The organism is Streptomyces sp. MJM8645 (assembly GCF_001625365.1).
Lineage (GTDB): Bacteria > Actinomycetota > Actinomycetes > Streptomycetales > Streptomycetaceae > Kitasatospora.
The window spans coordinates 4,950,014-4,962,024 of the sequence record NZ_LJJF01000001.1 but is presented as its reverse complement, the minus strand read 5'-3'; the positions used below and the strand labels follow the sequence as shown (position 1 = coordinate 4,962,024).

10 protein-coding genes and 1 tRNA gene are annotated in these 12,011 nt (G+C 74.4%); 7 read left to right on the top strand and 4 right to left on the bottom strand.

Annotated features, from left to right (window positions below):
* Nucleotides 1–180 precede the first annotated feature (180 nt).
* The 4 genes from A6F73_RS21455 (at nt 181) to A6F73_RS21440 (ending at nt 2,995) form a co-directional block, all read left to right on the top strand.
* Nucleotides 181–1,089, top strand: coding sequence for an NADP-dependent oxidoreductase (locus A6F73_RS21455; RefSeq protein ID WP_063349286.1), 909 nt, complete (start codon nt 181–183; stop codon nt 1,087–1,089).
* 73 nt (nt 1,090–1,162) lie between these two features.
* Nucleotides 1,163–1,236 (top strand) — tRNA-Lys (locus A6F73_RS21450).
* 152 nt (nt 1,237–1,388) lie between these two features.
* The gene (locus A6F73_RS21445; RefSeq protein WP_063349285.1) at nt 1,389–2,360 is read left to right on the top strand and encodes a GlxA family transcriptional regulator; all 972 of its coding nucleotides are present in this window, start codon (nt 1,389–1,391) and stop codon (nt 2,358–2,360) included.
* The gene (locus tag A6F73_RS21440) at nt 2,360–2,995 is read left to right on the top strand and encodes a DJ-1/PfpI family protein (protein ID WP_063349284.1); all 636 of its coding nucleotides are present in this window, start codon (nt 2,360–2,362) and stop codon (nt 2,993–2,995) included. The genes A6F73_RS21445 and A6F73_RS21440 overlap by 1 nt, the downstream gene beginning before the upstream one ends.
* 190 nt (nt 2,996–3,185) lie before the next feature.
* Here A6F73_RS21440 and A6F73_RS21435 read toward each other — a convergent pair whose 3' ends face one another.
* Both A6F73_RS21435 and A6F73_RS21430 read right to left on the bottom strand, forming a co-directional pair.
* A complete protein-coding gene (locus tag A6F73_RS21435) occupies nt 3,186–4,376 on the bottom strand; it encodes an MFS transporter (RefSeq protein ID WP_244293454.1) in 1,191 nt (396 codons plus the stop codon).
* Between the two features lie 62 nt (nt 4,377–4,438).
* Nucleotides 4,439–6,142, bottom strand: a complete 1,704-nt coding sequence (locus A6F73_RS21430) for a glycosyl hydrolase family 18 protein (RefSeq protein WP_063349282.1) — start codon at nt 6,140–6,142, stop codon at nt 4,439–4,441.
* Between the two features lie 234 nt (nt 6,143–6,376).
* Here A6F73_RS21430 and A6F73_RS21425 point away from each other — a divergent pair, with 234 nt between their 5' ends.
* Nucleotides 6,377–9,580 carry a S41 family peptidase gene (locus A6F73_RS21425; protein ID WP_167745870.1) on the top strand — a complete coding sequence of 1,068 codons (3,204 nt, stop codon included), beginning with the start codon at nt 6,377–6,379 and terminating at the stop codon, nt 9,578–9,580.
* Nucleotides 9,581–9,620: 40 nt separating this feature from the next.
* On the opposite strand, the gene A6F73_RS21420 is transcribed toward A6F73_RS21425, so the two are convergent.
* Nucleotides 9,621–9,854 carry a hypothetical protein gene (locus A6F73_RS21420; RefSeq protein WP_063349281.1) on the bottom strand — a complete coding sequence of 78 codons (234 nt, stop codon included), beginning with the start codon at nt 9,852–9,854 and terminating at the stop codon, nt 9,621–9,623.
* A gap of 173 nt (nt 9,855–10,027) precedes the next feature.
* Here A6F73_RS21420 and A6F73_RS21415 point away from each other — a divergent pair, with 173 nt between their 5' ends.
* Complete coding sequence (locus tag A6F73_RS21415; protein WP_063349280.1) at nt 10,028–10,834, top strand: phosphoribosyl-dephospho-CoA transferase MdcG domain-containing protein; 807 nt, start codon at nt 10,028–10,030, stop codon at nt 10,832–10,834.
* Between the two features lie 13 nt (nt 10,835–10,847).
* Here the strand turns inward: A6F73_RS21415 and A6F73_RS41575 are convergent, their stop codons facing one another.
* The gene (locus tag A6F73_RS41575) at nt 10,848–11,054 is read right to left on the bottom strand and encodes a hypothetical protein (protein ID WP_159398503.1); all 207 of its coding nucleotides are present in this window, start codon (nt 11,052–11,054) and stop codon (nt 10,848–10,850) included.
* Nucleotides 11,055–11,297: 243 nt separating this feature from the next.
* Between A6F73_RS41575 and A6F73_RS21410 the strand changes: the two genes are divergently transcribed.
* Nucleotides 11,298–11,906 (top strand): helix-turn-helix transcriptional regulator, encoded by a 609-nt coding sequence (locus A6F73_RS21410; RefSeq protein WP_159398502.1) that lies wholly within the window; start codon nt 11,298–11,300, stop codon nt 11,904–11,906.
* The last annotated feature ends 105 nt before the right edge of the window (nt 11,907–12,011 follow it).

Genomic DNA, 12,011 nt, shown 5'->3' with positions numbered 1-12,011 from the left:
TCGACAACGGACGGCTGAGCGCCGCCCAGGATAAATCTGACAATGCGCCCATCGGCGAAGACGCGCCGAACAGCGGGCCGAACAGTGGCTTGACCTCAAGCGGACTTTAGGTCTGAGGATCGGGGGCGGTCGAACAGTCAAGCAGTCGAATGTCGAACATTCGAGAGGGCGGGAGCAGACATGAAGGCGGTCACCGTGACGCGGTCCGGCGGTCCGGAGGTCCTGCGGGTCACCGAGGTGCCCGACCCGGAACCCGGGCCGGGCGAGGTGCGGGTGCGGGTCTTCGCCGCCGGGGTGCAGCCGGTCGACCTCGCGATCCGGGAGGGCTTCCGCCCGCCGGGGGCCGTCGTCGAGCCGCCGTTCGTCCTCGGCAACGAGTTCGCCGGAGTGGTGGACCGGCTCGGACCGGACGGCTCCGGCTGGCAGGTCGGCGACGAGGTGCTGGGCTTCCGCTTCCTGGACAGCCAGGCCGAGCTCGTCACGGTGGACGCCGCCCAGCTGGTGGCCAAGCCCGCCGGCATGCCCTGGGAGCAGGCCGGCTCGCTCTCCGCCTCCGGCCAGACCGCGCACCTGGCGCTCACCCTGCTCGCGGTCGGCCCCGGCGACACCGTGCTGGTGCACGGTGCCTCCGGCGGGGTCGGCACCGTCGCCGTCCAGCTCGCCCGGGCCTGGGGCGCCACCGTGATCGGCACCGCGAGCGAGCGCAACCACGACTACCTGCGCGACCTGGGCGCGATCCCGGTCGCGTACGGCGAGGGGCTGGTCGAGCGGGTCCGGGCGGTGGCGCCGCAGGGCGTGGACGCCGCCTTCGACGCCGCCGGGCGGGGCACGCTGGCGGCCTCCGTCGAGCTGGTCTCCGACCGGAGCCGGATCGGCACCGTGGTCGACTACCCGGAGGCCGAGCGGCTGGGCGTCCGGGGGCTGCGGGGGCCGCGCACGGCCGCGCGGCTGACCGAGCTGGTGCGGCTGCGGGAGGCGGGCGGGCTGCGGCTGGAGGTCGCCGAGGCGTTGCCGCTGGAGCGGGCCGCCGAGGCCCACCGGCTGGTCGGCGCGGGGCACGTCCGGGGCAAGGTGGTCCTGGTGCCGTGACGCTGCGCACCCAGCCGCCCGGGCCGATTGTGTGTTTCGGCTGCTGACCAGGTAATGTTCTCCGCGTCAGCAGGCGCCGCTAGCTCAGTTGGTTAGAGCAGCTGACTCTTAATCAGCGGGTCCGGGGTTCGAGTCCCTGGCGGCGCACAGACAGCCGGAAGGCCCTTCGCGAGAGCGAGGGGCCTTCCGGCGTTTCCACGTTCCCCACCGGCACCCCCACCGGCATCCCCACCGACGGTGGCAGGAAAGGTGGGAAACGGGTCATTGCTGCCACTGCGACCCGGTGACAGGCTGGTCGCATGAGAGCGCGCAGCGTGGTCGTCGTCCTCTACGAGGGCGTGCAGAGCCTCGACGTGACCGGTCCCGTGGAGGTCTTCACGGGGGCGGGCGCGGCCGCCGGGCAGCCGGGGGCGTACCGGGTGACCACCGCCTCCCCGGGCGGCGGGCCGGTGCGCAGCCACAGCGGACTGCGGCTGCTGCCGGACGCGGACCTGGCCGAGGTCGGGCCGGTGCACACCCTGCTGGTCCCCGGCGGGCTGGGCAGCGCCCTCCCGGACGGTGCGCTGGTGGCACGGATCCGGGAGCTGGCCGGCCGGGCCGAGCGGGTGGTGTCGGTGTGCACCGGGGCCTTCCTGCTCGCCGAGGCCGGGCTGCTGGCCGGGCGCCGGGCGACCACGCACTGGGCGTACTGCGAGGCGCTGGCCCGGCGGTTCCCGGACGTCGAGGTGGACCCGGACCCGATCCACGTCCGGGACGGGAACGTCGCCACCTCGGCCGGGGTCACCGCCGGGATCGACCTGGCGCTGGCCCTGGTCGAGGAGGACCTGGGACGCGACGCCGCCCTGCTGATCGCCCGCCACCTGGTGGTCTTCCTGCGCCGGCCGGGCAACCAGGCCCAGTTCAGCACCCAGCTGGCCGCCCAGGTGGCAGCCCGGCAGCCGCTGCGCGAGGTGCAGCGGTGGATCGCCGAGCACCCGGAGGCCGACCTGTCCGTCGAGGCGCTGGCCCGCCGGTCGGCGCTGTCACCACGGCACTTCGCCCGGGCCTTCGCCACCGAGGTGGGGGTGACCCCGGGCCGGTACGTGGACGGGGTCCGGCTGGAGGCCGCCCGGCGGCTGCTGGAGGACACCGCCGACGGCATCGAGGAGATCGCGCGCTCCTGCGGCTACGGCACCCCGGAGGCGATGCGGCGCGCCTTCGTCCGGTCCCTGGCCGCCCCGCCCGCCGAGTACCGACGCCGCTTCCGACCCGATCCTGTTGGAGGACACTGATGCTCATCGCCGTTCTGCTCTACGACGAGTTCACCGCCCTGGACGCCGTCGGCCCCTGCGAGGTGCTGTCCCGCATCCCCGGCGCCGAGGTGGTGTTCACCGCCGCGAAGCACGGCCCGGTCCGCACCGACATGAAGACCCTGTCGCTGACCGCGGAGGCCTCCCTGGACGAGGTGGACGCGGCCGACGTGCTGCTCGTCCCGGGCGGGCCCGGGACGGAGGCCCGGCTGACCGACCAGGCCGTGCTGGAGTGGGTGCGCGCGGTGGACGCCACCACCACCTGGACCACCTCGGTCTGCTCGGGCTCCCTGCTGCTGGGCGCTGCCGGACTGCTGGCGGGGCGCCGGGCCACCTCGCACTGGTGCTGCCTCGACGCGCTGAAGACATTCGGGGCGGAGCCGACCGGGACGGAGCGGGTCGTGGTCGACGGCAAGTACGCGACCGCGGCCGGGGTCTCGGCCGGGATCGACCTCGCGCTGACGCTGACCGGACTGATGGCCGGGGACGCGACCGCGGAGGCGATCCAGCTGGTCATCGAGTACGACCCGCAGCCGCCGTACTCGGCGGGATCGGTCGCGACGGCCCGGCCCGAGCTGGTCGCCGAACTGCTGACCAACGGGCTGCAGCTGCGCTAGGTCCTGTCCGGTCGATCTTGGCGGATCAGCCCGCGGCGTTGGGCGCCCGGCTGGGCGTGCGCCCGGATCGTCCTCGTACTGGGCGTACTTGGGCGATTCGGGCGTGCGTCCAAGCGGGATGCGTAATGGGGGTACCTCCCGGCCGAAGGCTGGGGGAGTCGCGGGCCCGGCAAGATCGGCCGGACAGGGCCTAACGGCGCTCGGCCGGGAAGCCGTGGCGGCGGGCGGCGGTGGCCACCGCCAGGACGGGCAGCATCAGGGCGAGCACCGTCCAGGGCAGGGCGCCGGTGCCCAGGCGGCCCAGCACCAGGCCGCCGACCACGCCGCCGCCCGCCATCGCGGCGTTCCACAGGGTGACCAGCACCGCCTGGGCGGCGTCCGCCCGCTCGCCGCCCGCGTCGCCGACGGCGGTCTGCAGCAGGGTCGGGGCGCCGCCCCAGCCCAGGCCCCAGAGCGCGGCGGCGGCGTACACCAGCGGTGTGCTGTGCGACCAGAGGCCGAGCAGGCCCGCGGTCAGGGCGACCAGCAGCGCGCCGCCGATCGTCAACTGCCTTAGCCGGCGGTGGATGTGGGCGCCGGTGAACCAGATGCTCGCCAGCGAGGCCAGGCCGAAGACCAGCAGCACGGTGTCGGTCGCGTCGCCGAGGCCGGTCCGGTCGAGGAAGGGCGCGATGTAGGTGAACAGGATGGTGTGGGCGAGCACGAAGAGCACCGTCACGGTGAGCACCGGCGCCACCCCGGGCACGGTGAGCGCGCTCCGCACCGGGGCGCGCTCACCGGCGGGTTGTCCGGGCTGGTCCGGCAGCAGGGCCGCGATCCAGCCGATCACGCCGAGCGCCAGTGCCGTCATGGCCAGGAAGGGCACCCACCAGGCGAGCGCCTGGCCGAGGAAGGTGCCGACCGGCACTCCCAGCGACAACGCCACCGGTACGCCCGCCATCGCCACGGCCATGGCCCGGCCCTGCTGCTCGACCGGCACCAGCCGGCGCGCGTACCCGGCCAGCAGCGCCCAGGCGAGGCCGGCCGCGACGCCCGCGAGGAAGCGGGCGGCCAGGGTGAGCGGGTAGTTCGTGGAGGCCGCGGTGACGGTGTTGGCGGCGGCGAAGCCGGCCATCGCGGTGAGCAGCAGCCGCTTGCGGCCCCAGCCGGCGGTGGCCGCGGTGAGCGGGATCGCGGTGGCGGCGGTCCCGAGCGCGTAGACGGTGACGGCCTGCCCGGCGGCCGACTCGCCGACGCCGAGGGCCCCGCTCATCCCGGGCAGCACGCCGGCGGGCAGGGTCTCGGTGAGCGCGGTGACGAAGACGGCGGTGGCCAGGGCGAGCAGGGCGGGCAGCGGGAAACCGTTGCGGATTGCGGGAGTCGGGAGCTGTGTGGTCGCCATGGGAACCATGCTCGATCCTCACACTGATGTCAGGTTCAAGCACGGTTCCCACCGGCGTCACCTCAGCGGCGGAAGTAGCCGTCGAAGTTCTTGGAGAACTCCCGGCCGCCGAACTGGTCCCAGTTGACGGACCAGGTCATCAGCCCGCGCAGGTTCGGCTGGGCGCCCGAACGCGGCACGTACGAACCGCAGTTGGCCAGCTTGGTGAGGCAGTCCAGGGCCTTGTTCACCTCGGCCGGGGCGACGTAGCCGTTGCCGGCGTTGGTGGTGGCCGGCATGCCGATGGCCACCTTGGGGGCGGGCAGCGGCGGGAACACGTTGTTCGTGTTGCCCGCCACCGGGAAGCCGTTGAGCAGCAGGTCGGTCATCGCGACGTGGAAGTCGGCGCCGCCCATCGAGTGGTACTGGTTGTCCAGACCCATGATGGAGCCGGAGTTGTAGTCCTGGACGTGCAGCAGGGTGAGGTCGTCGCGCAGCGCGTAGATGACCGGCAGGTACGCCCCGGCGCGCGGGTCCTGGCCGCCCCAGGGGCCGGAACCGTAGTACTGGTAGCCGAGTTGGACGAAGAAGGTCTCCGGCGCCATGGTCAGCACGAAGCCCGGACCGTACGTGGCCTTGAGGGTCTTCAGCGCGGAGATCAGGTTGACGATCACCGGGCTGGTCGGGTTCTTGAAGTCGGTGTCACCGGTGTTGAGGGAGAGCGAGTGCCCCTCGAAGTCAATGTCCAGGCCGTCCAGGCCCCACTTGTCGATGATCGCCGAGACCGAGCTGACGAAGGTGTCGCGGGCGGCGGTGGTGGTCAGCTGGACCTGGCCGTTCTGGCCGCCGATCGAGATCAGCACCTTCTTGCCCTGGGCCCGCTTGGCGGCGATGGCGGCCTTGAAGTCGGCGTCGGACTCCACCGTCGGGCAGTCGGTGACGGAGCAGCGGTTGAACCGGATGTCGCCGGAGGTGACGGAGGTGGGCTCGCCGAAGGAGAGGTCGATGAAGTCCCAGGAGTTCGGGACGTCGGCCATCCGGGTGTAGCCGGCGCCGTTGGCGAAGCTGGCGTGCAGGTAGCCGACCAGGGCGTGGCTGCCGGGCGGCGGCGGGGTGGTCGGGGTGCCGGTCGGGGTGCCGGTGGGCGTGCCCGTCGGCGTCCCGGTCGGGGTCCCGGTGGGCGTTCCCGTCGGGGTCCCGGTCGGCGTTCCCGTCGGGGTGCCGGTGGGCGTCGGCGTCGGGCTGGGGGCGCCCGGCCCGTCCAGCGAGACGTCGTCCGCGTAGTAGGTGCCCTGGCCGTACCAGCCGTGGGTGTAGACGGTGGCGCTGGTCTGGGTGGCGCCGGTGGTGAAGCTGACGCTGAGCTTCTGGTAGCCGCCGCCGGTGCCGGGGGTCCAGGTGCTGGGGCCGCCGCCGTCGACGCCCAGGTAGACGTACGAGCCGTTGACGTACGCGCTGAGCGTGTAGGTGGTGCTGGGGGCGACGGTGACGGTCTGGCCGCACTGGGCGGTGTCGCCCGCGGTGGCCGCGGCGGCGAGGGCGTAGCCGCCGCCGTGCACCGGGCTGGTGACGACGCTGCCGGAGTTGCCGGTGCAGCTCCAGGGGCCGAGCGAGCCGGATTCGAAGCCGCCGTTGACCAGGAACTCGCCGGCCGAGGCGGCGGGCGCCAGGCCCAGGGTGACGCCGACCAGGGTGGCCGCGGCGACGGCGGAGGCGGTGCCGGCGGCGAGCAGGGTGCGGGACTGCTTCCGGCGGGCGGGGGCGGGTGCGGGTGTGGTTCTGCGCATGCGGGGGCTCCTGCGATGGCGCGGTCGTGGGGGACGTCCGAGGGCACGCCGGAGCACGCGCCAGTGGGGGGGAACGGCCCGGCCTGGCACCCAAGTTGGACTAGACCACTGAAGTGGATTCGGCACTGCGGTGTCAATGGTCCAGACCGGTCCGCGACCTACGCGCCAGCCGCCCGGCAGCCCCGACGGGCCGCCCCGGTTGCCGGGGGTGACACCCCGTCGAAGGATGGAGGGGTGACCCCGCCCGGCTACCTCCGCTACCCCCACCTGCACGGCGGGCTGCTCGCCTTCACCGCCGAGGACGACGTCTGGATCGCCCCGCTGGACGCCGACGGCGCCACCGGCCGGGCCTGGCGGGTCAGCTGCGACCGCACCCGGGTCAGCCACCCCCGCTTCTCCCCCGACGGCCGCACCCTCGCCTGGACCAGCTGGCTGAACCTGACCCCCGAGGTGTGGACCGCCCCCGTCGAGGGCGGCGAGGCCGAACGGCTCAGCCACTGGGGCAGCCAGGACACCCGGGTGCGCGGCTGGCTGCCGGACGGCGAAGTACTCGCCGTCACCTCCTACCACGAGCCGTTCGGCCACTACACCTGGGCGCACGCCCTGCCGCCCGACGGCTCCCCCGGCCACCGGATGCCCTGGGGCCCCGTCGGCGACGCCCAGATGAGCCGCGAACGCACCGTGCTGCTCACCGGCGCCGCCCCGCACGAACCCGCCGCCTGGAAGCGCTACCGGGGCGGCGCCACCGGCCGGCTCTGGGCGGACGGCGAACAGATCCTCGCCGACCACCCCGGCCACCTCGCCTCACCCATGCCCGTCGCCGGGCGGATCGCCTTCCTCTCCGACCACGAGGGCATCGGCAACGTCTACTCCTGCCGCCCCGACGGCACCGACCTGCGCCGGCACACCGACCACGCCTCCTACTACGCCCGCGAGGCCGCCACCGACGGCACCCGGATCGTCTACCAGCACGCCGGCGACCTCTGGCTGCTGGACAGCCTGGACGCCCCCGCCCCCCGCCGGCTCGCCGTCCCGCTCGGCGGCGCCCGGGCCGGCCGCCGCCCGTACCAGGTCGGCGCCGCCGCCCAGGTCAAGGACCTGGCCTGCGACCAGAGCGGCCGGGCCGGGGTGATCACCGTGCGCGGCAGCCAGTACTGGCTCACCCACAAGGACGGCCCGGCCCGCGCGCTCGCCGACACCCCCGGGGTGCGGACCCGGCTGCCGGTGATCCTCGGACACACCGGCGAGGCCGCCTGGATCACCGACGCCGAGGGCGCCGACGCGATCGAGGTGATGCCGCTGCCGGGGCACGAGGAGACCGAGAAGCACCGCCACCGGGTGCTCGCCGCCGACCGGATCGGCCGCGTCCTGGAACTCACCGCCTCCCCCGACGGCGCCCACCTCGCCGTCGCCGCCTCCGACGGGCGGCTGCTGCTGGTCGCCGCCGACGACGGCGCCGTCCGCGAACTCGCCGCCTCCGGCTACGGGCCGGTCTCCAGCGCCCGCTTCTCCCCCGACTCGCACTGGATCGCCTGGTCCCAGCCGGTGGCCGGGCGCTCGCTGCGCCGGATCCGGCTCACCCGCACCGAAGCACCCGGGCCGGTCACCGAAGTCACCGACGGCCGCTTCGAGGACGAGCAGCCGGTGTTCACCCGGGACGGCCGCTACCTGGCCTTCCTGTCCTGGCGCGGCTTCGACCCCGTCCACGACGTGCACACCGGCGACCTCTCCTTCCCGCTCGGCTGCCGCCCCTACCTCGTCCCGCTCACCGCCGACACGCCGTCCCCGTTCGCCGCGCCCGCCGAGGACGGCGCCCCGCGCGGCAACGGCGGCGGCGACGGCACCGTCCTCGTCGACCCGCAGGGCATCGGCGAGCGGCTGCTCCAGTTCCCGGTGATCGCCTCCAAGTACTCGGCCACCGACGCGGTGCGCGGCGGCCTGATCTGGCTGCGCTGGCCGATCTCCGGCACCCTCGGACAGACCTTCGCCAGCCCCGACGACACCTCCGGCCGCCCCTCGCTGGAGTACTTCGACCTCGCCCGGGGCACCCGCACCACCCTGGTCGACAAGCTGGACGGCTACGCCGTCTCCGGGGACGGCGGCTCCATCGCGGTCTACTCGGCCGGGACCCTGCGGATCGTCCCGGTCACCGGCGGCGCCGGCAGCACCGTCGACCTGCGACGGATCACCCACACCGTGCACCCCGCCGCCGAATGGCGCCAGGCCTACCACGAGGCCTCCCGGATCGTCCGGGACCAGTTCTGGGACGAGCGGATGTCCGGCCTGGACTGGCCCGCCCTGACCGCCCAGTACGAGCCGCTGCTGGAGCGGGTCTGCTCACCCGACGACTTCGCCGACCTGCTGCGCGAACTCCTCGGCGAACTCGGCACCTCGCACGCCTACGTCACCCCGTCCCGGCGCGCCGAAGGGCCCTCACTCGGCCAGCAGCCGCTCGGCCTGCTCGGCGCCAACGCACACCGCTCCCCCGACGGGCGCTGGCTGGTCGAACGGGTGCTGCCCGGCGAGACCTCCGACCCCCGCGCCCGCGCCCCGCTCGCCGCCCAGGGCGTCCGGGACGGCGACGAACTGCTCGCCGTCGGCGGCCGCCCGGTGGACCCGGTGCGCGGCCCGCTGCCACTGCTGGCCGGCACCGGCGGCACCACCGTCGAACTGGCCCTGCGCGGCAGCCCGGACGGCCCGGTACGGCGGATCACCGTCACCCCGCTGACCGACGAACGGGCCGTCCGCTACCAGGACTGGGTGACCAAACGCCGCCTCCTGGTACGGGAGTTCAGCGACGGCCGGTGCGGCTACCTGCACATCCCGGACCTCGGCGGCTCCGGCTGGGCGCAGTTCAACCGCGACCTGCGGCGCGAACTGGACAAGCCCGCACTCGTCCTGGACGTGCGCGGCAACGCCGGCGGCAACGTCTCCGAACTCGTCCTGGAGAAACTCACCCGGCACGTCCTCGCCTGGGACTTCGGCCGGGACCGCCAGCCGGTCCGCTGGCCCCGGCACGCACTGCGCGGCCCGCTCGTGGCGCTCGCCGACGAGGCGACCAGCTCTGACGGCGACGTGGTCATCGCGGCGATCAAACTGCTCGGCCTCGGCCCCGTCGTCGGCAACCGGACCTGGGGCGGGGTCGTCGGGATGACCGGGCGGCACACCCTCGGCGACGGCACCCGGATCTCGGTGCCCAAGAACGCCTCCTGGTTCGAAGGCGGACTCGGCTGGTCGGTGGAGAACCGCGGCGTCGAACCGGACGTGCACGTGCTGCGCACCCCGCGCGACTGGGCCCGCGGGCGCCACCCCGAGCTGGTCGCCGCCGTCCAGCTCGCGCTGGACCTGCTGGAGGACGCGCCCGCCGCGGCGCCCCCGCCGGAGGACACCCCCAGGCCGGACCTGCGGCGCCCGCCGCTGCCGCCGCGGGCGCGGTGACGGGGGCTGGAGGTTTTAGGGCGCTGAGACTCCTGGGGTTTCAGCCCCAGGGGTCGCCCTCGGCCGTCATGTTCTCGGCCGCGCGCCGGTCGGCCTCCTCCTGGACAGCACGGGCACGCCGCTCCGACTCGCGGGCCTCCTGGGTCTCGCGGGCCCGCTCGATCTCCGGGCTGTACGCGTCCGCGGCCTCGTCGTGGGCGATGGCGGCACGCTCGGCGGCGTCCTGCCCGGTCGCCTCGTGCGCCTTGTGGCGGAACCTGTCGAAGATGCCCATGACTCCTCCTCCGAACGGATACCGGGCTTCCCCCACTCTCACACCGGGCACCCGGAGCCGCACGTTGAGCCTTTGGTCCCTGGTGAACGCGCCCAACGGCCGTGGCGCGGAGGCGGCCGCCCGGCGCAGATTGGAGCCGTCGGCCGAACTGACGCCACCGTCTGGAGCCCACCGTGACCGTCGTACCTTCCGCCCGCCAAGCCCGGCGCACCACCGAGGACCCCCACGACGGGCCACGCCGGCGGGTCGGGCCGCTGGCCGCGCTGGACGGGCGACTGCCCGGCGCCCACGACCTGCTGCTGATGCAGTGCCCCAGTTCGCTGCACCCGCTGGCGGGCGGCGAGCTGCCGGACTGGGCGCGGGCCGTGCTGCGCGTGCACCCGTGGGTGACGGTCGGCCGGGCCCCCTCCCTGGTCGGCACCCCGGCGGACGTCCCGCACCCGCAACGCTGCACCCGGGACCCGGAGGCCGCGCCCGAACAGTGGATCCCGGTGATCGTGCGCGGCCCCCGCCCCGGGCAGCGGCTGGACGCCCTGGCGCCCTGGGCCGCAGTCGCCCGGACACTGCGCCCCGAGCAGCTGGCCGGGCGGTGCGGGCGGCTGGACCCCGAACGGGTCGCCGGAATCCCGGCGCTGGCCCTGCTGCCGGCGGTCGGCCGGATCGTCGCGGACCACCGGCTGTCCTGGGGCCCGATCGGCGCGGTCGGCTACGAACTGGGCACCGGCGTACCGGTCGCCGGGCCGCTCAGCCCGCTGCGACTGGTCCTGCGCACCCCGCACCCGATCAGCCGCCGGGACGCGCTGCAACTGCGGCGGGCGCTCAGTAGGCTGCCGGTCCCGGTCCAGGCCGAACTGGAGACCCGCTACGGCTCGGTCCAGCTCGCCGAGTACGCGGCCTCGCCGTACACCCTCACCCTGCTGACGCCGGACGGGCCCCGGGAGGTCCGCGACCCGTGGTTCCCACGCGGCCCGTTCGTCTGAGCTGTCCGCCACATCAGTTGGGCCGGTTGGGCGGCCGCGACGCCGCCGGGATGCGGAGTCCGGCCATCGCCCCGAACGGCTGGTTCGCCCGGTAGCCCGCCGACCAGGCGACGCCCCACCGGGCGCAGTTCGGGCAGTTCCACGTCCGTCCGGCCGCGTTGGCGTCGTTGAGCAGATCGACCGGGGCCGCAGCAGTCCGGTGCGTTCCTCCGCAGCTCACGAGAGGAACGGGGGTGGCGGCAGGAGGATTTGGCGAGCGCCAACGGCTATTCACCCACGCACGGCCGAGGCGGCAAGACACACCGCGAGGGTGACCGTCGGCTGCCGACGCCGGGCGCGTCCGGCTCCTCGATCTGCTTGGGGCTGTGGCGAGTTGTCCGGTCGGGGGGTAGGCTCCGGCAGCACTTGGTAGGTGGGTGAACGGCCAAGAGCGGAGGCGGGTTTGACGTCCTTCGGGCGCACGTTGCGGCTGCTGCGCCGGCGGGCGGGTATGTCCCAGCCGAGGCTGGCGGCGACGGTGTTCGTGTCCCAGTCGACCATCAGTCGTTTCGAGTCGGGCGACCGGATGCCGGATCCGGCGCTGGCCCGGTTGATCGATGGGGCGCTGGGGGCGGGAGGCGCGCTGTCCGGCCTGATTCCGGCCGATCCTGATCGGGCCGACTTCCAGGCCCGCAGGCCGGGTCTGGTGGACCGGGCGATGATCGTCGAGGCGGAGTCAGGGCTGGTCCAGTTGCGGAAGCTGGAGGACATCTCCTCCTCCGCGGATGTGACTCCGATGGTGGCGGCGCGGGCCGAGTTGGCCGTCCAGGCGGCCAAGGACGCGCCGTACGCCCTGCGGGCCCCGGCGATCGGTGCGGCCGCCATGGGGACCGCGTACCTCGGCTGGTGCCACTTCGTGGCCGGGCGGTATGCGGTGGCGGAGCAGGCGCTGGACCGCGCGGCGGCGCAGCAGAAGGCGGACAGTACCGAGATCGACGTCCTCCGTGCGGCCCGCAGCCCGGGCGCGCGACCGGCGCCGTGCTGTTCACGTGTTCCCATGGCCGTTTCCCCGATCCTCCCCGCGCGGCCCTGACGCTTGAGCGGGGAATAGTCCGGAACTTCAGGCGCGATACCTTCTGCGCCTTGGGCTCACGGTAGGCAGGATCCCGGACGGCCATAAGGTCGGCAGGCGGATCGG

Bases quoted from the DNA above. Each gene is read 5' to 3' on its own strand.
- A6F73_RS21455 (WP_063349286.1), top strand. From the start codon at position 181: ATGAAGGCGGTCACCGTGACGCGGTCCGGCGGTCCGGAGGTCCTGCGG.
- A6F73_RS21445 (WP_063349285.1), top strand. From the start codon at position 1,389: ATGAGAGCGCGCAGCGTGGTCGTCGTCCTCTACGAGGGCGTGCAGAGC.
- A6F73_RS21440 (WP_063349284.1), top strand. From the start codon at position 2,360: ATGCTCATCGCCGTTCTGCTCTACGACGAGTTCACCGCCCTGGACGCC.
- A6F73_RS21435 (WP_244293454.1), bottom strand. From the start codon at position 4,376: ATGGCGACCACACAGCTCCCGACTCCCGCAATCCGCAACGGTTTCCCG.
- A6F73_RS21430 (WP_063349282.1), bottom strand. From the start codon at position 6,142: ATGCGCAGAACCACACCCGCACCCGCCCCCGCCCGCCGGAAGCAGTCC.
- A6F73_RS21420 (WP_063349281.1), bottom strand. From the start codon at position 9,854: ATGGGCATCTTCGACAGGTTCCGCCACAAGGCGCACGAGGCGACCGGG.